The sequence below is a fragment of the Pseudomonas sp. IPO3778 genome (assembly GCF_013386825.1).
In the GTDB taxonomy this organism is placed as follows: domain Bacteria; phylum Pseudomonadota; class Gammaproteobacteria; order Pseudomonadales; family Pseudomonadaceae; genus Aquipseudomonas.
Genome location: NZ_JACARC010000012.1, coordinates 117,123 through 138,003 on the forward strand (window position 1 = coordinate 117,123; position 20,881 = coordinate 138,003).

Annotated in this window: 19 protein-coding genes and 1 pseudogene; 12 read left to right on the top strand and 8 right to left on the bottom strand. The window is 61.1% G+C overall.

Features of this window, described 5'->3' with window-relative positions:
* The first annotated feature begins 51 nt into the window (after window positions 1–51).
* Both HX855_RS04305 and HX855_RS04310 read left to right on the top strand, forming a co-directional pair.
* Complete coding sequence (locus HX855_RS04305; protein WP_177088995.1) at window positions 52–1,257, top strand: MFS transporter; 1,206 nt, start codon at window positions 52–54, stop codon at window positions 1,255–1,257.
* Between the two features lie 22 nt (window positions 1,258–1,279).
* On the top strand, window positions 1,280–2,215 hold the full coding sequence (locus tag HX855_RS04310) for an alpha/beta hydrolase (protein WP_177088996.1): 936 nt from the start codon (window positions 1,280–1,282) through the stop codon (window positions 2,213–2,215).
* Window positions 2,216–2,340: 125 nt separating this feature from the next.
* Here HX855_RS04310 and HX855_RS04315 read toward each other — a convergent pair whose 3' ends face one another.
* Entirely contained in the window at window positions 2,341–3,843 is a 1,503-nt protein-coding gene (locus HX855_RS04315; protein ID WP_177088997.1) for a PLP-dependent aminotransferase family protein, read from the bottom strand.
* A gap of 78 nt (window positions 3,844–3,921) precedes the next feature.
* On the opposite strand from HX855_RS04315, the gene HX855_RS04320 reads away from it, so the two are divergent.
* On the top strand, window positions 3,922–5,592 hold the full coding sequence (locus HX855_RS04320; RefSeq protein WP_177088998.1) for a M24 family metallopeptidase: 1,671 nt from the start codon (window positions 3,922–3,924) through the stop codon (window positions 5,590–5,592).
* Window positions 5,593–5,742: 150 nt separating this feature from the next.
* The gene (locus HX855_RS04325; protein WP_177088999.1) at window positions 5,743–6,168 is read left to right on the top strand and encodes a hypothetical protein; all 426 of its coding nucleotides are present in this window, start codon (window positions 5,743–5,745) and stop codon (window positions 6,166–6,168) included.
* 202 nt (window positions 6,169–6,370) lie between these two features.
* Here HX855_RS04325 and HX855_RS04330 read toward each other — a convergent pair whose 3' ends face one another.
* Entirely contained in the window at window positions 6,371–7,585 is a 1,215-nt protein-coding gene (locus tag HX855_RS04330; RefSeq protein WP_177089000.1) for an MFS transporter, read from the bottom strand.
* A gap of 98 nt (window positions 7,586–7,683) precedes the next feature.
* On the opposite strand from HX855_RS04330, the gene HX855_RS04335 reads away from it, so the two are divergent.
* Window positions 7,684–8,634 carry a LysR family transcriptional regulator gene (locus HX855_RS04335; protein ID WP_177089001.1) on the top strand — a complete coding sequence of 317 codons (951 nt, stop codon included), beginning with the start codon at window positions 7,684–7,686 and terminating at the stop codon, window positions 8,632–8,634.
* Window positions 8,635–8,672: 38 nt separating this feature from the next.
* Window positions 8,673–8,774: pseudogene (locus tag HX855_RS04340) on the top strand (LysE family translocator); the annotation flags it as partial.
* 115 nt (window positions 8,775–8,889) lie between these two features.
* Here HX855_RS04340 and HX855_RS04345 read toward each other — a convergent pair.
* The 4 genes from HX855_RS04345 to HX855_RS04360 all read right to left on the bottom strand — a co-directional run bounded on the left by HX855_RS04345 (window position 8,890) and on the right by HX855_RS04360 (window position 11,027).
* A complete protein-coding gene (locus HX855_RS04345) occupies window positions 8,890–9,612 on the bottom strand; it encodes a leucine-rich repeat domain-containing protein (protein ID WP_177089002.1) in 723 nt (240 codons plus the stop codon).
* 157 nt (window positions 9,613–9,769) lie between these two features.
* Window positions 9,770–9,988, bottom strand: a complete 219-nt coding sequence (locus HX855_RS04350) for a hypothetical protein (protein ID WP_177089003.1) — start codon at window positions 9,986–9,988, stop codon at window positions 9,770–9,772.
* A 159-nt stretch (window positions 9,989–10,147) separates the two neighbouring features.
* A complete protein-coding gene (locus tag HX855_RS04355) occupies window positions 10,148–10,459 on the bottom strand; it encodes a hypothetical protein (RefSeq protein ID WP_177089004.1) in 312 nt (103 codons plus the stop codon).
* A gap of 241 nt (window positions 10,460–10,700) precedes the next feature.
* Window positions 10,701–11,027, bottom strand: a complete 327-nt coding sequence (locus tag HX855_RS04360) for a DUF6124 family protein (RefSeq protein WP_177089020.1) — start codon at window positions 11,025–11,027, stop codon at window positions 10,701–10,703.
* A 482-nt stretch (window positions 11,028–11,509) separates the two neighbouring features.
* On the opposite strand from HX855_RS04360, the gene HX855_RS04365 reads away from it, so the two are divergent.
* Together HX855_RS04365 and HX855_RS04370 are read left to right on the top strand one after the other, a co-directional pair.
* Complete coding sequence (locus tag HX855_RS04365; RefSeq protein WP_177089005.1) at window positions 11,510–12,130, top strand: LysE family translocator; 621 nt, start codon at window positions 11,510–11,512, stop codon at window positions 12,128–12,130.
* A 70-nt stretch (window positions 12,131–12,200) separates the two neighbouring features.
* Window positions 12,201–13,364: a GGDEF domain-containing protein gene (locus tag HX855_RS04370; protein WP_177089006.1), complete on the top strand. Its 1,164-nt coding sequence runs from the start codon at window positions 12,201–12,203 to the stop codon at window positions 13,362–13,364.
* Between the two features lie 22 nt (window positions 13,365–13,386).
* Here the strand turns inward: HX855_RS04370 and HX855_RS04375 are convergent, their stop codons facing one another.
* Complete coding sequence (locus HX855_RS04375; protein WP_177089007.1) at window positions 13,387–13,866, bottom strand: VOC family protein; 480 nt, start codon at window positions 13,864–13,866, stop codon at window positions 13,387–13,389.
* A 107-nt stretch (window positions 13,867–13,973) separates the two neighbouring features.
* On the opposite strand from HX855_RS04375, the gene HX855_RS04380 reads away from it, so the two are divergent.
* A complete protein-coding gene (locus HX855_RS04380; protein WP_177089008.1) occupies window positions 13,974–14,951 on the top strand; it encodes an alpha/beta hydrolase in 978 nt (325 codons plus the stop codon).
* 293 nt (window positions 14,952–15,244) lie between these two features.
* Window positions 15,245–16,108, top strand: coding sequence for a 4-hydroxy-tetrahydrodipicolinate synthase (gene dapA, locus HX855_RS04385; protein WP_177089009.1), 864 nt, complete (start codon window positions 15,245–15,247; stop codon window positions 16,106–16,108).
* Between the two features lie 46 nt (window positions 16,109–16,154).
* Here the strand turns inward: dapA and atzF are convergent, their stop codons facing one another.
* Window positions 16,155–17,954, bottom strand: a complete 1,800-nt coding sequence (gene atzF, locus HX855_RS04390) for an allophanate hydrolase (RefSeq protein WP_177089010.1) — start codon at window positions 17,952–17,954, stop codon at window positions 16,155–16,157.
* Window positions 17,955–18,218: 264 nt separating this feature from the next.
* Between atzF and HX855_RS04395 the strand changes: the two genes are divergently transcribed.
* Window positions 18,219–19,595: a cystathionine beta-synthase gene (locus HX855_RS04395; protein ID WP_177089011.1), complete on the top strand. Its 1,377-nt coding sequence runs from the start codon at window positions 18,219–18,221 to the stop codon at window positions 19,593–19,595.
* Window positions 19,592–20,758 carry a cystathionine gamma-synthase gene (locus HX855_RS04400; RefSeq protein ID WP_177089012.1) on the top strand — a complete coding sequence of 389 codons (1,167 nt, stop codon included), beginning with the start codon at window positions 19,592–19,594 and terminating at the stop codon, window positions 20,756–20,758. The genes HX855_RS04395 and HX855_RS04400 overlap by 4 nt, the downstream gene beginning before the upstream one ends.
* Window positions 20,759–20,881 lie beyond the last annotated feature (123 nt).

Below are 20,881 nucleotides of genomic sequence, written 5' to 3' on the forward strand. Positions count from 1 at the left end.
TTCGTATCCGTCGGAGTTGGCTCCGACCCCGTGCCGTTCGAGAGATCCATCATGCCCTTTGTCGTTTACATCTTCACACTCAGTGCATTCGCGCTGGGCCTTGCCGAATTCGTCCCCATCGGCCTGACTGACGTCATGGCGTACAACCTGAATATCGATGTCAATCAGGTGGGTAGCGCCGTGACCACCTACGCCCTGGGTGCAACGTTCGCGGCCCCCTTCCTGACGGCCTTGACGGCAGGATGGTCGCGCAAGCGGGTGATGCTGATGACGGTCCTGGTCTTCACCGCCGGCAGCCTGGCTGCAGCCTTTGCGACAAACCTTTCTACCCTGCTGATTGCGCGCTTCGTGGCGGGCATGGGGCACGGTCTGTTCCTTGCGGTGGCCTCCAGCACAGCGGCGCGCCTTGCCGGCCCGAAGAAAGCGGGCAGCGCGGTAGCGGTCGTGTTTGCCGGCTTCACCCTGGCCATGGCGATTGGCGTACCTGTCAGCACGTACCTGGGTGGCGTGATCTCTTGGCGCCCGGTGCTCGGCGCAATTGGGGCATTCGGTGCAGTGGGCTTCCTTGGCCTGCTGCTCGGCATGAAGGAGCCGCCAATGACTGAGGGCCAGGAACGTGTCGGCTCTGTGGGCGCAGCCTTTAAAGCGATCTTTAACCCGGTCCTGCTGCTCGCCGCCCTGGTGACGGTGCTCGGCTATGCGGGCTCGTTCACTGCCTATACCTATATCGCGCCGTTACTCACTGAGGTGACACAGGTCAGCAGCCACACCGTCGGCGTCTTCATGCTCCTCTATGGCGTGCTCGCCGCAACCGGCAACCTGATTGGCGGCGCACTGAGCGATCGGTTCGGGGTAAACCGCACCAGCGCAGCCTTGATTGCCGGCATTGCACTCATCGCCTTGGGGATGTGGGGTTTCGCGTCGTCGACGATCGCCATGGGCATCCTTGTCGGGCTGCTGGGCATGTTCACCTTCGCCGCAGTGCCGGCCCTGCAAGCCCGCCTGATGGGGGTTGCCGAGGTGCATGCGCCACACGCCCTCGGTGTGGCCGCCGGGCTGAACATCGCTGGATTCAACTGCGGTATCGCGCTGGGCTCGTGGGTGGGCGGTACGACGCTCGCCACGCTGGGCCTCTCGTACACCGGCCTCGCGGGCGCCTTGATTTCGGCACTGGGCCTCGTGGTGCTGCTCATGCAACTGGCGGGATCAACGCCGTTGGAACGTCGCGTGCTGTTGCAGCGCAGTGGGCGTAAATAGTAATGACTGGAAGGTAATAATCATGACACCCCTCAACAACGCCCCCGAGCGCATCACCGTACGAATTCCGACCGCGTCAGGCGACGAGATCGAAGCCTGGGTCTACCTGCCCGGTGGGACTGGCCCCCACCCCGTCGTGGTGATGGCCCACGGCATCGGCGCCATCAAGGCATGCGGGCTGGCCCCGTTTGCCGAGCGTTTTCGCGAGGAGGGATTCGTCGCCATCGCCTTCGACTACCGCAACTTCGGTGGCTCTGGCGGGCAACCGCGCGAAGTGCTCTCTGTACCGCGCCAGCGCGAGGACTATGCCACCGTTATCGGCTGGGCCGCTGACCAGCCCTACATCGACCCCCGCCAGGTGATCATCTGGGGAACATCGTTCGCCGGCATGCATGTCGTCGAACTCGCAGCCTCAGACACTCGCCTGGCAGGCGCCATCACTCAGGCCCCACTCACGGACGGCCTGGCCGCCGCAATCATGGCCCCGCCCACGCTTGGCATTCGACTGTTCGGGTTGGCGCTGCTCGATGTTCTCGGCGCCCTGGTGGGCCGCCAGCCGATCTACATCCCCGGCCACGGCAAACCCGGGGAACTGTCCATCGGTGCCACACCTGACGGTTTGTTCGGGGAAAGGCTCATGACACCGAAGGACGGGACGCCCTGGCATAACCGGGTGGCTGCCCGGTCCCTGCTGAGTTTCTCGTGGCGCCGGCCCGTGCGCCGCGCCACCTCCGTGCGCGTTCCCTTCCTGCTCGTCATTCCGCAGTCAGACTCGATCGCGCCAGTGCCTGCTGCGCTCAAGGTTGCACGCAGGGCACCGCGCGCCGAATTGTTCCGCAGCGCCGGTGGCCACTATGACGTCTACGAAGGCGGAGCGGGTTTCGCCGAGGTACTACGCACGCAGGTCGAGTTTCTCCATCGTCACGCCAAGACCGCCGCCGAAAGAAACCAGGTGTGAAGGAGATTGCGGCGGGCCGCCTCGTGCAAGGGCTGTTTGGCGAGCCGCCGAGAAAGAATGTTGTGAACATCAAAGTCGGCAGGCATCTGCGGTGATCCGCATGGGTGCCTGCATTCACTCAACGTTCAGCCGGCATAATCCTCACCCATGCCTTGCGCCGCCTGAGCCAAGCGCTGCACAGCGAGGCGGATTTCCTCCAGGTTGAGCGAGGCAAACCCCAGGCGCAGCGCATTCTCAGGTTGGTCAAACGGTGAAAACAGCCGACCGCCGCGCACCACCAGTTGCAGCGCCAGCGCTTTTTCAGCCAGTCGATTGACGTCGATTGAGTCGGCGAACCTGACCCACAGCGCCAGCCCGCCCTCCGGTTCCTGCACCGAGATCTGCTCGCCAAAAGCCGCCAGCAGGCAACCGAGCAGGGTTTCCCGACGCCGGCGGTATTCTTTGGAAACCCGACGCAGGTGCTTCTTCAGCTCGCCATCGTTGATCAAGTCCGCCAGCATCCGCTGCATCACCGCATCGCCCTGCCCCAGGCTTACCGCTGCCTTGCGCTCCAGCACTTCGATGACGTTCGACGGTGCAACGATGTAGCTGCAACGGAAGGTGCTGCCCAGGGACTTGGACAGTGAGCCGATGTAGATCACATGACGCTGCGCACTGTCGCTGGCCAGGGGCAGATAGGGCCTTCCGGCAAAGTGGTACTCGTGGTCGTAGTCCTCCTCGATGATGCAGAAGTCATGCAGCCGGGCCAATTCCAGGAGTTGTTGCCGACGCCCGGCGCGCAGGCTGACGGTGGTAGGAAACTGGTGATGAGGGGTGACATACATCATGCGCACGTTGTGCATCCGGCACAGCTCAGCCAGTTGATCGACCCGGCAGCCTTCCTCATCCAGGTCCACGGTGACCAGTTGGGCGCCCAACTGGCGGAAAATCTCCCAGGCCGGCGGGTAACTCAGGCGCTCGACCACCACCACATCACCGGGTTTGATCAGCACGCTGGCGGTCAGGTACAGCGACATCTGCACGCCCTGGGTCAGGCAAATCTGCGCCGCGTCGACCGTCAGGCCGCGATTATGGCGCAGCATTTCGGCCAGGGCATTGCGCAGGTAGTGGCTGCTGCTCTCGCTGCCATGGCGCACGGTGTTAGTGGTGAAGCTGTTGCGCAAGGCATTGCGGTAGTAGCGATGCAGCACCGCTTGGGGCAGCAACCGATGGTCACAGGCGCCATTATCGAAAAACAGCGCGCCCGGCTGCTGTTGCAGCGCGGTCACCTGCCCGCCCGGCGTGAAATAGGCCGCCGCCGGCGTCTCCTGCAGCGCCAGGGCAAATGACTTGGCCGCGCGGGGGGACGCCGCCGTGCCGGTCGCCAATTGCGTACTGACGAAAGTGCCGCGCCGTTGAATGCTGACCAGCCAGCCTTTGGTCACCCCCTCCTCGTAGGCAAGGATCACCGTCTTGCGGTTGACGTCCAGTAATTGCGCCATCTCCCGCGTGCCGGGCAACAGCGTGCCAGGGCGCAGGCGGCCGTCGACAATCGCGCCCACCAGGCCCTCGATGATTTTTCTATAGGACGCCTGCGGCTGTGCCCCGTCGAGCTTGAGCAGAGGCCGCCATTTGCGAAGCTGGACCATGTGAATTATCCAAAACTGGAGGTTCTTATGGTCCTAAGTCTAACGCAATAATCGAAGCTCAATTGCCCCGAGGTGTTTATGCAAAACCGTCATGTCGTTGAACTGCTGCCCTCGGGCAAATCCTTCGAAGCCGCCGATCAATTGCTGCTCGACGCCATGCTGGCCAGCGGTCTCGCCGTGCCCTTTTCCTGCCGGCGCGGCGCCTGCGGGTCGTGCAAGGTCAAAGTGGTGTCCGGTCAATATCGGCAAAAGCTGCACACGCCAGACACCCCGGCGCCCTCTTATCCGCTCGCGGCAGACGAGATGTTGCTGTGCCAGAGCCATGCCTGCAGCGACCTGCGCCTGGAAATCCCCGGCTGGTCACTGGACACGCCGGCGCTGGAAGTCAGCGCACAGGTGATCGGCAAACGCGCCCTGAGCGCCGACATCATCGAACTGGTGTTGCTCACCGCCCAGCCACTGGACGTCCGGCCCGGCCAGTACCTCAGGTTTCGCCTCGACGATGGCGACAGCCGCTGTTTCTCCGTGGCCAATCTGCCCGCACAGGATCAAGGCCGGTTGGTGTTTCATATCCGCCAGGTGCGTGGCGGCCTGTTTTCCGAAGGCATCCTGCCGACCCTGCAAGTGGGTGACACGGTGAAACTCGAAGGCCCCGTGGGCGCCTGCACCTGGCAACACGAAGACGAGCGCCCGGTGGTGCTGTTCGCCACCGGCACCGGTTATGCCGGCATCAAGCCTTTGCTGCTGACGGCCCTGGCCCGCGATGCGGAGGTCACCTTGTACTGGGGTAACTCAGCCCCGACGGACTTCTACGACGCGGAATTTCTCGAGCGGGCCAGCCAGGCCCATCCACGTTTTCACTGGCACCGGGTCCAGTCGGCAGACGCCCGTGTGCAGCACGTCGCGCTGGCACAGCCCCACCATTGGGCCGAGAGCCAAATCTACGCCTGCGGCAATGGCACGATGATCAACCAGGTGCGCGAAACCTGCCTGGCAGCGGGCGCGCAGGCCCATCGTTTTGTCGCCGAAGCCTTCGTGCCCAGCGGTGCATTACCCCAGACGGAATCACTCAAGGCGCTGGACCCGGTGCTGGAAAAAGTCGGCCCGCGCTACTCGCTGGACGGCATGCTGGCGGCCCGCGAGCAAACGGTGCGAGCCCTGGCCGCCATTGCGGGCCAATTGAAAGTCGGCATGACCACTGCGCAAGCCCTGCAAATGGCCAGCCAGACACTGCAGGACATGGGCGCGTCTCACACCTGGCACCCGACCTATATACGTTTTGGCGACGACACCGTCCGCACACCGCGCCAGGGTGTTGACCTGCTACGGAAGCTGCGGGCCACCGATATCGCCGTGGTCGACCTTGGCCCGGTGTGGGATGGCTATGAAGGCGATTATGGCGACACCTTCGTCTTCGGCGAACACCCGCTGCATCGCGCCTGCGTGACAGCCCTGCATGACGTGTTCGACGAAACCCGCGACGCCTGGCACCGCGGGCTGACCGGGCGCCAGTTGTATGACTTCGCCGAGCAAAGCGCCCTCTCCAAAGGCTGGCGCCTTGAGCGCAACCTGGCAGGACACCGCATCGCCGATTTCCCTCATGCGTTGTTCGGGCAGGACAAGTTGGCTGAAGTGGAGATCGTACCCAGCGAGATGGTCTGGGTGCTGGAGATACAGTTGTGCCATCCCACACTGCCGATCGGGGCGTTTTTCGAGGATATTCTGATTGGGGAGGCCAAGGGGGGTTAATCGGGTCGGCGCATCTGCCCTGTCTGGCGCTCACTTGCATCCATGGAACTTTCCAAAAAAATGATGTCAATTTGATAGCTCATCACAGGAGCGAAGTTATTTTGGAACAGTCAGCGTCAGGCTATTGGCTGACAAAACAGGAAGAGAGTGATGAGAGTCATCATTGCGATGTTATTGATGTTGAGTGGCTACGCGTATGCCGGTTGCAACACGATCAGTGACAACGATCAACGCGCCTACTGCAAAGCCAAAGTCGACGGCCAAAGCTGCGCCAATATCAGCAACAACGACCTTCGGGCACGTTGCTCGGCGCAAATGAGCGGTCAAAGCTGCAACAACATCAGCGACAACGATCAACGCGCCTACTGCAAAGCCAAAGTCGACGGCCAAAGCTGCGCCAACATCAGCAACAACGACCTTCGGGCAAGCTGCTCGGCGGAAATGGGCGGACAAAGTTGCGGCAACATCAGTGACAACGACCAACGCGCTTACTGCAATGCCAAAGTCAACGGCCAAAGCTGCAACAACATTCGAGACAACAACTTGCGTAACGAATGTGAGGCCATGAAGCGTTGATCCACAAATCCCGCGGGTCGGGTGACGAGAATCGACACTCCGTGCCCATGTGCCATCACGAGGGTGAGCGCAAGCACCACTTCGGGAGTTCATTGAAGGGATCGCCAACAACGTGGGTATCGATGCCAAATCAAATGAAACCTCAATGATCACCTCTGCCCACCCTCTCAGAATGAGTAAATCCTCAACGCTTCAGCAAGAGTTAACGCCTGAAGGCATGCCTCTTGGCTATCACGACAATCAACAGCGCCGGCAGCAGCAACACCAACGCTACCCAGGGAATAGCGCTGGCCCCCGAGGTTTCCAAGAGGACGCCGCCGATCACACCACTGCCTGCAAACGCAAGGTTAAAGACGGTAACCAGCATTGATTGCGCAATATCAGCGCCGTCACCGGCAACATCTGCCAAGGCGGTTTGCAATAAGGTTGGCGCACCACCGAAGCTCATCCCCCATAAGACGATGCTGATATAGATCGCACTGACGGGCAGGTCACTCAGCCCAAGGGCAAACGAAACCAGGGTGAATGCTGTCAGACTGAGCAATACCAGACTCCGAAGCCTGCCATCAATCAGCGTGCCGATCATCCATAGACCGAACACGGCCGCAATACCGAATGAAAGAAGGCCCCGATCTACCTGATCGGCCAACCCAACAGAGGCCAGGAACGCAGCAATATAGGTATAGAGGGTGTAGTGGGCCAGGATCCAGAGCATGACCACCGCCAGCACGGGCCGCACACCAGGGGTTTGCAAAACCCTGCGGAGCGGCAGGCGTCGATCGGAGCGTTGTCCGGGATAATCAGGCACGTTCAGATATATCCAGGTCATCAACAAAAGGCTGAGTCCTGAGAGAGTCCCGAACACGCAACGCCATCCCAGCAGTTTGCCGAGCCAGGCACCTAGCGGTACGCCTAGGGCAAGTGCCAAAGGGATGCCGAGCATGGCCAGTGCCATGGCGCGACCTTGCAGTTGTGGGGCGACCATCCGTCTGGCGTAGCCGGCCAGCAGGCTCCAGGCCAGACCGGTTGCAATACCCACCACGAAGCGAGCAGCCAGCGTCAATGAAAACCAGGGCGACAGGGCGGTCACCGCATTACAAGCGCAAAACACCCCGACGGCCAGTAATAGCACCCAGCGCCGACGCCAACCTTGCAACGCGAGCGTCAATGGAATAGCCGCCAACCCTGAGCCCAGGGCACACAGTGTCACCATCTGACCGGCCCACGCTTGCGACACACCAAATGCCTCGGCGATTTGCGGCAAAAGTCCTGCTGGCACCGTTTCGTTGGCGGTGGCGATAAAGCTACCCATTGTCAGCGCCAACAGGGCCGCCAGTGGGAGACGCCCGGTAGTGAGGTGTTCGGTATTGCCCGATGTCGTGAAAGAGCGATTTTCAACGTGCGATTTGCCGGTCATGACCTGTGCTCGAGAGGATGGGAGACACGAGTGTGATGAATTGCCATTGATTTGATAATTGGCATACAGTTTGATGAACTATCAAATTTGAATTGAATATGGCCACTGACCGATTGGGTGATATGCGTTTGTTTGTCGAGGCGGCAGCACTGGGCAGCTTGTCTGCCGCGGGACGCAAACTGGCGCTGTCACCCGCCGCGGCCAGCGCGCGCCTTATCAAGCTTGAGGCGGCGCTGCGCACCAAATTGTTTGATCGCACAACGCGTCAGTTGCGCCTCACGGAAGAAGGTCGGTTTTATTTGCAACAGTGCTGGGTCGCATTGCGGGCTATCGATGAGGCAGAAGCGGGGCTTCAAGCCAGTCAAAAAGAGGTGCGTGGCAAGGTACGGATATCCGCGTCTGCCGATTTTGGCCGCAATCTTTTGAATGACTGGCTTGAGGCATTCAGTGCATTGCACCCAGAACTGTCCGTCGCGCTGACGTTGTCGGATTCGGTGTCGAATCTGGTGCAGGACGATGTCGATCTGGCAATCCGGTTTGGACAGCCACATGAAAGCTCGATGATCGCCAGGCAGTTGGCTCCCAACTGGCGAGTACTGTGCGCTTCGCCTGACTACCTGGCTCGATACGGTGAACCTCAGACCCCTGCTGACTTGGTTAACCATAAGTTCATCGTGCTGGTAACTTCCGCAGGTCCATTGAACACCTTTCACTTTGCGGTGGACGGTCAGGAATGGAACCACACCGTCCCCATGAGCCAGGCATGGGAAACAAATGATGGCGCGCTCGCGCGCACATGGGCATTGGCCGGGCATGGCATCGCACGTAAGACCATTTGGGATGCGGCAGCCGATATCCGTGCTGGACGACTGAAAGTCCTGTTGCCCGACTTTTGTGTCCGAGAGGCCGGCGTCTACGCGGTATTACACGGCAGTCGTTACCGGGTTCCCCGCGTGCGTGTATTGCTGGATTTCCTTATCGAGCATTTCGATCGCGCAACCGATGCGCTGTTGCTCGACCTTAAAGTACCTAATGCTAGGAGGTCGTAAGCCACGAGCGCCGGCCCATGTCTAATCCTCGCGGCCTCCTCTGGCAGGGCAATCCGCAAGCAGAGACGGAGTCGACGGTGGCCAAGTCGGGGTTGTGGGCGTTGGCGCGACAGGCGTTCCTGGTGGCCGCCGGCAAGCCTGGCGATGGTTTATATAAAAACGTCTGACAGGCCGCTATCGACCCGAAGCGGACAGTCTTGCACAAGTGAAAAATGGTCCAAAACGAGCAATAGATCCGTCTAGCAAATGAAGTTGTCATGCATCGTGCATCATCTGTTCGAACTGGCGAGTGAGCTTTTCAAATCGCGGTGCATCACACGCTGGACAAAGGAAAGGCATTCTTCGTCCCGTAAACATAGACGTCAGACTACTGCACTTCATACAACGCAGATGTGTTTTTACGTATGCAGTTAGAGGCTCGACGAGCTGCTTGTTCAATCGACTTGCGAGAAAAGCGACCTGAGATCGATCGAACTGGTTCGTCAAGCTCAAGTGGCGTAGATACGTACAGCGAACGAGGCTAGTAATGTCATCGACCTCGAACTTCACATTGGCCAGTGAAAGTCTGGTGAGTTTGGAGATACGAGTAACAGGCTCGATGGATTCAAGGCGGAGAGGCGAGCCTCCACCCTGGCTACCGGACAGACGCAGCTCTGTCAGCTCGCTTAGCTTCTCAAGCCCGTCGAGTTGCCGCAGCCTTGGAAAGTCTCCAATTGCCAGATACGTCAAACCACTCAGTCCGGAAACGGGTTCCAGTGTCTCAATTTTTTTCGCCCATTCCAGCGTCAAACGCCGTGTATTAGTTAATCTATCAATTCCCTCAAGTGAAGCAAGCTTAAGATTGTAAAGGCGTAGTTCATTTGCTTTGCACCGAGAGAGCAGCGTCGGCCATATATTTGCTGAGACGTTCCGTAGATCCAGTTCGACACTTTCGGAAAGTTCTTGTTCAGAAAACTGGCCATCCAAACATAGCATCATGTCTCACATCCTTATAAGTTGTTCCGTGAGGCGAAACGGGAAGCCTCCCCAAGGCTTAGGGCGCCGAAGCTATCGAGTGGCGGCAAGGCTGCCCAGTGGCTCCTATTGGCCGATTTCTGCCTGTCACGACTGACCGAAATCGACCCAAAGCTGCCGGTCAGTGAAAATGAAAAAGGCGCAAAATTAACCTCGAAGCTTTTTCACCTTCAGCCTCGTAGAGTTTGCGCAATGAATCTTGATCGTGGAGTTTGTGTAGGTTGAAGTGATTATAGAAGGCTTGCCCCAACCGCTGATGCTTGAAGCTTCCTTGGCCCCACAGCCGGATGAACTCTTTATAGGCTGCGCGCTCGATCTGCAGCGACAAATTAGTTTCCATTTCGGTAGTCATCAATGAAGGTTCTCAAGCTTACGAACCGACCACGAATCCCTCAACCCCCTCCGTTGCGCACTGGAGGCGTTTTCGGCCAATAGCATTCATTCATGGACGACTTCGATAGACCCGGAGCTGCCTCTCAGAGAGCTAAAACTGAGATTGTCACTCGTCAAACAGAGTCCAACCATGGCAAATGCCGTCAAAATCTTTTGCCGTAAAAAATAATACAAGTTCCTCTGGGTCAAATTTTGTGTACAGCCAGTGCCCAGGAACAGGGCCTCTCGTTATCACGTATTCCAAGCGGTACTTTTGAACAACTGCAGAACTGAGAGAAGCTGAATTTAACTCAAATCTGTCACCTTGATTGAGCGCCCATAGCTTTCCAACAAGGCTATCATCAAGTACCACCTCTTCAGCTGTCTCCATCAGATGCCGTGCATGCAGCTTTTTTTGAAGCCTAACGCTTCTGGCCATAGATCAATCTACCTATAAACAGTCCGAAGGTCGGCATAATAATACTGGAACGCGGAGATGACCGCTTTGTGGCTACTTCAGCCGATTCCGACAGGCAGCTACTGGCCGAAAGCCGCTATTGATTAACGAGTCACTCAGTTCAAGGCAGCAGCCTACACTCGTCGTCGCTGAGGCGCCGTAGAAGCCTTCAACGCCTCAGCGACTAATCCATTGAGCGGGTTGAATACAGCCTCGTCTGGCGTCAGCTACAAGGCAGCTCCCGATCCATCAGCTTGCCCATCAACAGTACCCCCAACTCGCTGAGCTGATGAATAGCCAATGTCACGTCACGGTCTTTTCCGCTCAACGCCTCCGACAGATCAAGCAGCAATGCGCTGACCGAGGAGAAGGTTTCATAACTGTTGGCAATCAGACTTTCACTGCTGGCATCGGCAGCAACGCTGAACAACACCCCCGATGACGGGGCAGTTTTGGCGGGTGGATTGAGGTAGTGGTCCAAGGCGCGCTGGGCGGCCTGGTGGAGTTTTGGGTCGGGAGTTCCCGGAGGATTAGGGGTAACCTTGAACATTGTCTGGATGCTCCATTTTGGCCGCCACCTTTTCGCTACTAAACGAGAGGTGGCAGCTGTGTGCAGGTTAGTAGACCGGGTATTCCAGACAAAACCGGCGCGCCCGAGGGCGCCCTGCACACAGCCACCATTAAGTACAGACAAAGACGTCTGACAGATGATGCTCATGCACATTGCCTAGAATACGTCGGGCTACTAAACCCGATCACTGAGGTTTCAGCGACCGAGCAACCTTAGAGAGGCCAACCCAGGTGCACAAGCCGGCGGATTCTGACGCAACTGTAGGCAATGGAGCAAGGTGCCGTGCTCACCGCCTCAGCGCGTACGACAGGCCATGCCAAGGGACTGAAATAAATCAGTCCGGTTTTTCCTGATGATGAGTATCGACCTGACCAACGAGACTTGAACGCCTCAGTTGTTATAGCGCCCGCCCCTATCCTATCCTCGTGAATTCATCAGCCCCCGTCGATACCGGAACTCCCATGGACCTCGCCACCCTCAGCCTCTTCCTCCCGGCCTGCTTCGCCCTCAACATGGCGCCCGGCCCGAACAACCTGCTGTCCGTGAGCAATTCCACCCGCTACGGTTACCGCACTTCGTGCCTGGCGGGTATCGGGCGTTTGTTGGCCTTCGCCGGGATGATCGCCCTCGCCTCCGCCGGGCTGGCGGTGGTGCTGCAAACCTCGGAGTGGTTGTTTTACGGGATCAAGATCCTGGGCGCCGCGTATCTGTTTTATCTGGCGTATCAATTGTGGCGGGCCAATCCGCAGGCGGAAGCCGAATCGACGGCGGCCAAGGCAGGATTGTGGGCGTTGGCCCGACAGGAGTTTCTGGTGGCGGCGGGCAATCCCAAAGCGATCCTGATTTTCACCGCCTTCCTGCCGCAATTCGTCGACCCGGGCCAGCCGATCACCCCGCAATTCGCCCTGCTGGGCGCGATGTTCCTGGCACTGGAGTGGATCGCCATCAGCGCCTACGCGTACATGGGCTTGCATATGCGCCGCTGGTTTGCACAGCCTCGGGGCAAGCGGATGTTCAATCGCTGCTGCGCGGGGTTGTTGTCGGCGGCGGCAGCGGTCTTGTTGATGGCGCGCAGGGCCTGAGGACTGCGAAAAGCCGGCCTAAACGCATACAATCGCGCTCTCACCGCACTTCAGGCAGGCCAGTCCGTTCATGGCGCTCGACCCCATTACCATTCTGGTCCTCAGTATCGCCCTCGCAGGCGCCGCCGCGCTGTACCTGGCGGTCGAGTGGCGTAATGTGCGCGAACCTTCGCTGCTGTACTGGACCGCCGGTTTCTCCCTTATCAGCGTGGGCAGTACCCTGGCCGTGCTGCGGGCCAGCGGCTTGATGTTGATTGGCATCTGGTTCGCCAACGGGCTGTTGATCGCCGCCCACGGGCTCTTCCTGCTGGGGGTCGCGCGTTTCACCCAGGTACGCCTGTCTCGCGCCTGGTACCTGATGTTCGTCGCCTGGTTTGCCATGCTGCTCTTGCCGGAAGGCCCGTCGTGGTCCAAGGCCATGCTGCTGGCCAACTCGCTGCTGGTTGCCCTGCCGACCCTGCGGGCCAGTTTCCTGCTGCGCCCCCATGGCCGGTCACTGAGCGTGGGCGCGGTGCAGCTGCGCTATGTGCTGCTGGCTCACGGGGTGTTCTATGTGGCCAAGGCGTTGTCGGCGATTGTGCCGGGCACGCTGATCGATCTGACGGCGTTTCGCGGTCAGATCATTCAGGTGTCGCTGGTGGAAGGCACGATGGCGATCATGCTGATTGCATTGTCGATGACCGGCACCGAGCGCTACCGGCGTGAGGAGCAGATTGCACGGCTGGCCGCGCGGGATCCATTGACCGCCCTGTACAACCGCCGTGCCCTGGAGCTGCGGGCACCGGGCCTGTTGAACGGGGTGTCGCAGGCCCGGCCAGGGGCCTTGCTGCTGATCGATATCGACAATTTCAAGCTGATCAACGACCTGTACGGCCATACCGCCGGCGACCGGCTGCTGGTGGCGCTGAGCGAGATGATTCGCGCGCAGTTGCCCGATGATGCGCTGGCGGCGAGGTTGGGCGGTGACGAGTTTGTGATCCTGCTTAACAACAGCTCGAACCAGCAGATTGTCGCGCTGGGCAGCGCCCTGCGTGAACAGTTTCATCAAGCCGCCTCACAGGCGTTTGTCACGCCTGAAGCGGTGACCCTGAGCATCGGCGCCAGCCTGTTCGACACGCCGCCCGCGAGCCTGGCCGCGTTGATCGAGCAAGGCGATGCGGCGCTGTATGAGTCCAAGCGTGGTGGGCGCAACCGGATTCGTCTGGTTGACCGGACAGCCCTGAGCGCCGATTGACTCAAGCGACGGGTTCAGGCAATCAACCTTTGAGCGCGGCTTCAATCCCCGCACTATCAATCCTGGTCATGCCCATCATGGCATCAAACGCCCGCTTGGCTGCAGCGCGGTCGGGATTGGTGATCGCCGCCGACAGCACCCTCGGGGTGATCTGCCACGAAATACCCCATTTGTCCTGGCACCAGCCGCAGACGTTTTCCTGGCCGCCATGGCTGACAATCGCGTGCCACAAGCGGTCGGTTTCCGCCTGGTCGTCGGTGGCTACCTGAAAGGAGAACGCCTGGTTGTGCTTCACCCCGGAGCCGCCGTTCAGCCCGAGACACGGGATGCCCATCACCGTGAATTCCACGGTCAACACATCACCCTGCTTGCCCGCCGGATAATCCCCCGGCGCGTGATGAACGGCCGTTACAGCACTGTCCGGGAAGGTCCTGGCATAGAAGTTCGCCGCATCCAGTGCGTCGCCGTCGTACCAAAGGCAAATTGTGTTTTTGCTCATCATGACGATTCCCCTGATGGGAGGTTTGGACTTGCAGTGTAGTACCGGTAACGACAAAAATGCGCACGCGTCTTGGCGCGCCTCCCGCTTTACCCCCAACGGTGCAGATCATGAGTAACGGCGTAAAAATCGACCTGCGAATCATCCCGGTTCCCCAGTCCATCAGCCCCGAAGCCCAGGCCGCGTTACAGCGCCTGGTGAATGAAGATGGCGTGCCGCTGAACAGCCTGTACACCCTGCCCGCCGCCGACGACCACGACGGCTGGCGCCGCATGCAGGCCGCCGTTGCCCAACAGTACGCTGCGTCACAGGTGGGTCAGGCTGAACGCCTGAGTGCCCGCGTCGAGACGATCATCGTGGAAAGCGCCACGGTGTACCGAGCAACGCCGGCCGAGGGTGCCGAATTTGCCTATATCGACCTGCACGGCGGTGCACTGGTGTTCGGCGGCGGCGAAAACGCCCGCCTCGCTGCCGGCAAACACGCCGACCTGCACCGCATGACCTGTTACGGCGTGGACTACCGCATGCCACCGGACCATCCCTACCCCGCGGCACTCGATGACTGCATCGCGACCTATCGGCATGTCCTGTCGCATTACGCACCGGACAAGATCGTGATCGGCGGCCGATCAGCGGGCGGCAACTTGGCCGCCGCCACCGTGCTGCGAGCCCGCGACGAAGGCTTGCCGCTGCCGGCTGCGCTGGTGCTGTTGTCCCCCGAAGTGGACCTGACCGAATCGGGCGACAGCTTCCAGGTCAACCGCACCGTCGACCTGGTGCTGCCCAACCCCCTGATGAGCGTCAACCGGCTATACGCCGCTGGCGCCGATTTGGCTCACCCCTACCTGTCGCCGCTGTTCGGGGACTTTGAGCAGGGCTTCCCACCGACGTTCGTGCAAAGCGGCACCCGCGACCTGTTCCTGTCCAACGCGGTGCGCTTGCACCGCGCGCTGCGACGGGCTGAAGTGCCGGTGGAACTGCACGTTTTTGAAGCCATGCCCCACGGCGGTTTCATGGGCACGCCGGAAGATGCAGAGCTGTCAGCGGAAGTGGTGCGTTTTGTGCGCCACTGGCTGAACCGCGGCTGAGCACTGTGTGTTGACACACCCTGTAATAATCCATAAAGATAAGCGCCTTCTTCAGGGTGTGTCCTCAATGTCTGCAACGACCTTCAACTTTTCCGCCATTGGCTTGATTGCCAAGGCGCAAGGTTGCGTTGCGCACGCCCTCAAATCGAAGAAACAGTCGCTCATGTGACCGGGGCGCGCTGTCCCGTCAGATGAGCTGACAGGACATTGAGCGCGAAGGCCCCCTCCCTCTTGCTTACCTCCCTCTGCCCTTCTGACGGTGACTCAATCGGTCAACCATCAGGAGAAAGCGCATGTCATCGTTTCAAGGTATCTGGGTTCCCGTTGTGACACCGTTTCATAACGGCGCCATCGACTTCATCGGCCTGCGCCGTCTGGTCGGCCATCTGCTGGAAAAAGGCGTGGCCGGGATCATGGTCTGCACCACCACCGGCGAAGCCGCCTCGCTGAGTCGCCAGGAGCAGTTGGCGGTGCTGGACGCCGTGCTCGAACGCGTGCCGCCGCAACACGTCGTGATGGGCCTGGCGGGCTATAACCAGGTTGAGCTGTTGCAGTTCCAGATTGAAATTTTGAAGCGCCCGGTGGCCGGTTTACTGGTGCCGCCGCCGAGCTATATCCGCCCGTCCCAGGCAGGCCTTGAAGGGTTCTTTCGCACCGTGGCCGATGCGTCCAGCGTGCCGATCATTCTGTATGACATTCCCTATCGCACCGGCATTGCCTTCGACCAGGCGACGCTACTGAACATCGTCGCCCATGAACGGATCGTCGCGATCAAGGATTGCGGCGGGAACCTGGCCAACACCTTGGCGCTGTTGGCGAGTGGGCAGGTGGATGTGTTGTGTGGGGAGGACGTGCAGATATTCAACGCGCTGTGCCTGGGGGCAACCGGTGCGATTGCCGCGTCGGCCCATGTGCGGACCGAAGCGTTTGTGAAGCTGCATCGACAGGTTCGCGATAACCGGTTGGCCGAGGGGGGTGAAACGTTTTTTGGGTTGCTGGCGTTGATTCACACGATGTTCGTGGAGCCCAACCCGGCCCCGGTGAAGGCGGCGCTGGCGATGGAGGGCTTGATCGGCAGTGAGCTGCGGGCGCCGATGCTGAGTGCCAGTGAGGCCGTGATCAATCGGCTGCAGCACCTCCTGGCCACGCAGCAATAACCGGTGGCGAGGGAGCTTGCTCCCTCGCCACACAGCGGCTGTATGCCTACACCCTGCTCACCATGTAGGCGCGCCAGCCGCCGAATTCGGTGATGTCGGTGGCGCCTGCCAGGGCCCAGGGTTCACAGATAAACCCCTTCACGCTACGGCCATCCGCCAGGGTCAGGTTGCCGATGCCCAGTGGCGCCGGGATCTCGGCGACAAACTCGCCAAAGCGCGCGACAGGCATGTCCCACAGCTCGACGATGATCGAGCGGCCCGTCTCATCCTTGACCAACCCCGGCTTGGGCGGCACCGTGCCCGGCAACGCATGCAGGCGGTAGTGGCTCGCGGTGAGGGTTTGCTCCACCAGCACCGCATTGCGGCTGGTCAATTGGCCATTCAGCGGCATCCCGGTGAGGTGAGCACCGACCACCGCCACACGTACGCTGCCCGGCGCCTGGCGTGCAACCGCCGGTAGCGGCAGCGGGCGTTCGGTGGCGCCCAGCGGCAGGTCAAGGCCGGCCTGCCAGCGTTTGCCCAGATGGGTCAGCGCCGCGTCATGCCAGGCAGGCGCGATGAGGGTGATGCCGCAAGGCAAACCATCGCTGCGCATCCCGGCAGGCACAGCCAGGGCCGAGAGGTCCGCCAGGTTGGTGAAGTTGGTGTAGAAACCAAACTGCGAATTGTAGAGCACCGGCTCTGCGGCCATCTCTGCCAGGGTGCGAATCGTCGGTGATGTCGGCACCAGCAACGCGTCGAAACCGGCCAGGGTGTCGTTGATGCGGCGGCTCAATTCGGCCCGCAGGTATTCGGCCTTATAGGCATCGCAGGCACTGTACGTGAGGCCGTTTTCGACAATGCCGCGCACCACCGGATTGATCGCATCGGGGTTGTTGGCGAGCATGCCCTCCAGCGCCACCGTGCGCTCGGCGACCCAGGAACCGAAATACAGTTGCTCGGCGAGTTGCTGAAACGGGCTGAAATCCACCGGGGTGATTTCGGCGCCGAGGGCCTTGAACCGTAGCAGTGCCTGTTCAAACACCGCCTGGTTCTGCGCGTCGCCAAAAAACGCCAGGCTGGCCGGCACCGCCAGTTTGATCGTGGCGCCTACGGCCACCGGCGCGGTGTTGGGATTGTTGCGTGAATACGCATCGCTGGCGTCATAAGCGGCGGCCACACCCGCCACGGCCTCAGCGTCTTCAACGGTCAGGGCGAACACCGAAATGCAGTCCACGGTGCGGCACGCCGGCACCAACCCGGTGTTGGACAAACGGCCCTTGGTCGGCTTCAACCCGACAATATTGTTGAAGCCCGCGGGCACCCGCCCGGAACCCGCCGTGTCGGTGCCCAGGGAAAATGCCACGAGGCCCCGGGCAACCACCGAGGCCGAGCCCGAGCTGGAACCCCCGCTGACATAGTCCGGGTTGAAGCTGTTACCCACCGCACCGTAGGGCGAGCGTGTGCCGACCAGGCCAGTGGCGAACTGATCGAGGTTGGTCTTGCCCATCAGGATCGCCCCCGCCGCCCGCAGCCGGGCCACCACCGAGGCATCCGCTTGCGCGGTATAGGCAAATTCAGGGCACGCCGCCGTGGTCTGCCAACCGGCGGCATCGATGTTGTCCTTGATGGCGAACGGCACGCCATACAGCGGCAACTGCTCGATATCGCCACCGACCGCCGCAAGCCGCTCGGCCAGTTGCGCCAACTGGGCACGCAACTGCTGCGGTTGTACCTGGCTGATCCAGGCCGTGTCCGGGGCGGGAAAGGTGCCGGCCAGGGTCAGGAGAATGTCCGGGGTCAGCGCCTGGCTGCGGTAAGCGGCCTGCCATTCACCCAGGGTCCATCCGAGTTGTGCGTTGTTCATTAAGGATTCCATCTTGTATTCAAGTTTGGATTTCTTGAAGCAAGCGCTGGGCCAATTGCCTGCAAGCCAATAAATACGGGAGCCCGAGCGAAAATTGGCACGTTGGCCGCCCTGCACCGTGCTCCGTCATGAAGCAACAATGCGCCAAAAAAAGACATTCTGGCGGCCGCCCGGTTGCGACCTGCACGATACCGGCCTATGTTCGAAACCATGCTTTAACTGCTGCTGTCCATCCCATACGCCCTCCCGTAGCCAGGTGACGACATGCCCACCGCTTCCCGCCCCGCCGTGCTCGAACTGATCGGCAACACCCCGCTGGTGCGGGTCAGCCGTTTCGATACCGGCCCGTGCACGCTGTTCCTCAAGCTTGAATCCCAGAACCCCGGCGGTTCGATCAAGGACCGCATCGGCCTGGCCATGATCGACGCCGCCGAGCGCGATGGCCGCCTGCGCCCCGGCGGCACCATCATCGAAGCCACCGCCGGCAACACCGGCCTCGGCCTGGCCCTGGTGGGCCGCGCCAAGGGTTACCGGGTGGTGTTGGTGGTGCCGGACAAGATGTCCACCGAAAAGGTCTTGCACCTCAAAGCCATGGGCGCCGAAGTGCACATCACCCGCTCCGATGTCGGCAAGGGCCACCCCGAGTATTACCAGGACGTCGCCGCCCGGCTGGCCAAAGACATTCCGGACTCGTTCTTCGCCGACCAATTCAACAACCCGGCCAACCCCCTCGCCCACGAAACCAGCACCGCGCCAGAAATCTGGGCCCAGACCCAGCATGACCTGGACGCCATCGTGGTCGGCGTCGGCTCGGCCGGCACCCTCACCGGCCTGACCCGTTTCTTCAAGCGCGTGCAGCCCGAGCTGGCCATGGTGCTGGCGGACCCGGTGGGCTCAGTGATGGCGGAGTACAGCCGCAGCGGCACCCTGATCGAGCCCGGCTCGTGGGCGGTGGAAGGCATCGGCGAAGACTTCATTCCCTCCATTGCCGACCTGTCCAGCGTGCGCCACGCCTATTCCATCAGCGACGAAGAAAGCTTCGACCACGCCCGCCAACTGCTGCGGGCCGAAGGCATTCTCGGCGGGTCTTCCACTGGCACCCTGCTCGCCGCCGCCCTGCGTTACTGCCGCGAACAGACCGAGCCCAAGCGCGTGGTCACTTTCGTCTGCGACACCGGCACGCGCTATTTATCGAAGGTCTACAACGACCAATGGATGAACGACCAGGGCCTGCTCCAGTACAAACACTACGGCGACCTGCGTGACCTGATCGCCCGGCGCTTCGAAGACGGCCGGGTGATCAGCGTCGGCCCTGACGATAGCCTGCTCACCGCCTTCCAGCGCATGCGCCTGGCGGATGTCTCCCAACTGCCGGTGCTGGTGGACGGCCGGCAACTGGTGGGGGTGCTCGATGAGTCGGACGTGTTGCTCGGCCTGCATCACAACGCCGCGCACTTTTCCATGACCGTGGCCAGCGCCATGACCAACGCCCTGCACACCCTCGCGCCCAGCGCCAGCCTTGCGCAATTGCAGGCCGAGCTGGACCGCGGACTGGTCGCCATCATTGCCGACGCCTCGGGCTTTCACGGCCTGATCACCCGCGTCGACCTGCTCAATCACCTACGGAGATCCCTTGCATGACCCAGCCCGATAAAAGCGCCTTCGCCACCCGAGTGATCCATGCCGGGCAGTCCCCGGACCCGACCACCGGGGCGCTGATGCCGCCGATCTACGCCAACTCCACCTACCTGCAGGACAGCCCCGGCGTTCACAAAGGCTTCGACTACGGGCGCTCCCACAACCCCACGCGCTTTGCCCTGGAACGCTGCGTGGCCGACCTGGAAGGCGGCACCCAGGCCTTTGCATTCGCCTCCGGGCTGGCGGCGATTTCCAGCGTGCTGGAACTGCTGGACGCCGGCTCCCACGTGGTCTCCGGCAATGACTTGTACGGCGGCACCTTCCGCCTGTTCGACAAGGTGCGCCAACGCAGCGCCGGGCATCGCTTCAGCTTCGTCGACCTGACCGACCTGTCGGCCTTCGAAGCCGCGTTGCAGGACGACACGCGGATGGTCTGGGTCGAGACCCCGAGCAACCCGCTGCTGAGCCTGACCGACCTCGCCGCCATCGCCCGGGTGTGCAAGGCCCGGGGCATTCTCTGCGTGGCCGACAACACCTTCGCCAGCCCATGGATCCAGCGCCCGCTGGAGCTGGGTGTCGACATCGTGGTGCACTCCACCACCAAGTACCTCAACGGCCACTCCGATGTGATCGGCGGCATCGCCGTGGTCGGCCAGAACCCTGAACTGGCCGAGCGCGTGGGCTTCCTGCAAAACTCCGTGGGGGCGATTGCCGGACCGTTTGACGCCTTCCTGACCCTGCGCGGGGTGAAGACCCTGGCCCTGCGCATGGAGCGGCATTGCAGCAACGCGCTGGAGCTGGCGACCTGGCTGGAGCAACAGCCGCAGGTGGCGCGGGTTTACTACCCGGGGTTGGCGTCCCATCCGCAACATGAGCTGGCGCGCCGGCAGATGCGCGGGTTTGGCGGGATGATCTCGGTAGACCTGAAAACCGACCTGGCGGGTGCCACACGCTTCCTGGAAAACGTGAAGATCTTTGCCTTGGCCGAAAGCCTGGGCGGCGTGGAAAGTTTGATCGAGCACCCGGCGATCATGACCCATGCGAGCATTCCGGCGGCGACCCGGGCGCAACTGGGGATTGGGGATGGGTTGGTGCGGTTGTCGGTGGGGGTTGAGGATGTGGAAGATTTGCGGGCGGATCTGGCGCAGGCGTTATTAACGATTTGAATAACAACGCTGAAGACCGTGGCGAGGGAGCTTGCTCCCGTTGGGGCGCGAAGCGGCACTAATAGATGGGACTGGGGGGGGTTCCGTGTACATATCCATTTCTGCGGTAACGGCCGCTATGGG

Excerpts from the sequence above, each read along its gene's own strand:
- HX855_RS04305 (WP_177088995.1), top strand. The coding sequence starts at position 52 with ATGCCCTTTGTCGTTTACATCTTCACACTCAGTGCATTCGCGCTGGGC.
- HX855_RS04310 (WP_177088996.1), top strand. The coding sequence starts at position 1,280 with ATGACACCCCTCAACAACGCCCCCGAGCGCATCACCGTACGAATTCCG.
- HX855_RS04315 (WP_177088997.1), bottom strand. The coding sequence starts at position 3,843 with ATGGTCCAGCTTCGCAAATGGCGGCCTCTGCTCAAGCTCGACGGGGCA.
- HX855_RS04320 (WP_177088998.1), top strand. The coding sequence starts at position 3,922 with ATGCAAAACCGTCATGTCGTTGAACTGCTGCCCTCGGGCAAATCCTTC.
- HX855_RS04325 (WP_177088999.1), top strand. The coding sequence starts at position 5,743 with ATGAGAGTCATCATTGCGATGTTATTGATGTTGAGTGGCTACGCGTAT.
- HX855_RS04330 (WP_177089000.1), bottom strand. The coding sequence starts at position 7,585 with ATGACCGGCAAATCGCACGTTGAAAATCGCTCTTTCACGACATCGGGC.
- HX855_RS04335 (WP_177089001.1), top strand. The coding sequence starts at position 7,684 with ATGGCCACTGACCGATTGGGTGATATGCGTTTGTTTGTCGAGGCGGCA.
- HX855_RS04345 (WP_177089002.1), bottom strand. The coding sequence starts at position 9,612 with ATGATGCTATGTTTGGATGGCCAGTTTTCTGAACAAGAACTTTCCGAA.
- HX855_RS04350 (WP_177089003.1), bottom strand. The coding sequence starts at position 9,988 with ATGGAAACTAATTTGTCGCTGCAGATCGAGCGCGCAGCCTATAAAGAG.
- HX855_RS04355 (WP_177089004.1), bottom strand. The coding sequence starts at position 10,459 with ATGGCCAGAAGCGTTAGGCTTCAAAAAAAGCTGCATGCACGGCATCTG.
- HX855_RS04360 (WP_177089020.1), bottom strand. The coding sequence starts at position 11,027 with ATGTTCAAGGTTACCCCTAATCCTCCGGGAACTCCCGACCCAAAACTC.
- HX855_RS04365 (WP_177089005.1), top strand. The coding sequence starts at position 11,510 with ATGGACCTCGCCACCCTCAGCCTCTTCCTCCCGGCCTGCTTCGCCCTC.
- HX855_RS04370 (WP_177089006.1), top strand. The coding sequence starts at position 12,201 with ATGGCGCTCGACCCCATTACCATTCTGGTCCTCAGTATCGCCCTCGCA.
- HX855_RS04375 (WP_177089007.1), bottom strand. The coding sequence starts at position 13,866 with ATGATGAGCAAAAACACAATTTGCCTTTGGTACGACGGCGACGCACTG.
- HX855_RS04380 (WP_177089008.1), top strand. The coding sequence starts at position 13,974 with ATGAGTAACGGCGTAAAAATCGACCTGCGAATCATCCCGGTTCCCCAG.
- dapA (WP_177089009.1), top strand. The coding sequence starts at position 15,245 with ATGTCATCGTTTCAAGGTATCTGGGTTCCCGTTGTGACACCGTTTCAT.
- atzF (WP_177089010.1), bottom strand. The coding sequence starts at position 17,954 with ATGAACAACGCACAACTCGGATGGACCCTGGGTGAATGGCAGGCCGCT.
- HX855_RS04395 (WP_177089011.1), top strand. The coding sequence starts at position 18,219 with ATGCCCACCGCTTCCCGCCCCGCCGTGCTCGAACTGATCGGCAACACC.
- HX855_RS04400 (WP_177089012.1), top strand. The coding sequence starts at position 19,592 with ATGACCCAGCCCGATAAAAGCGCCTTCGCCACCCGAGTGATCCATGCC.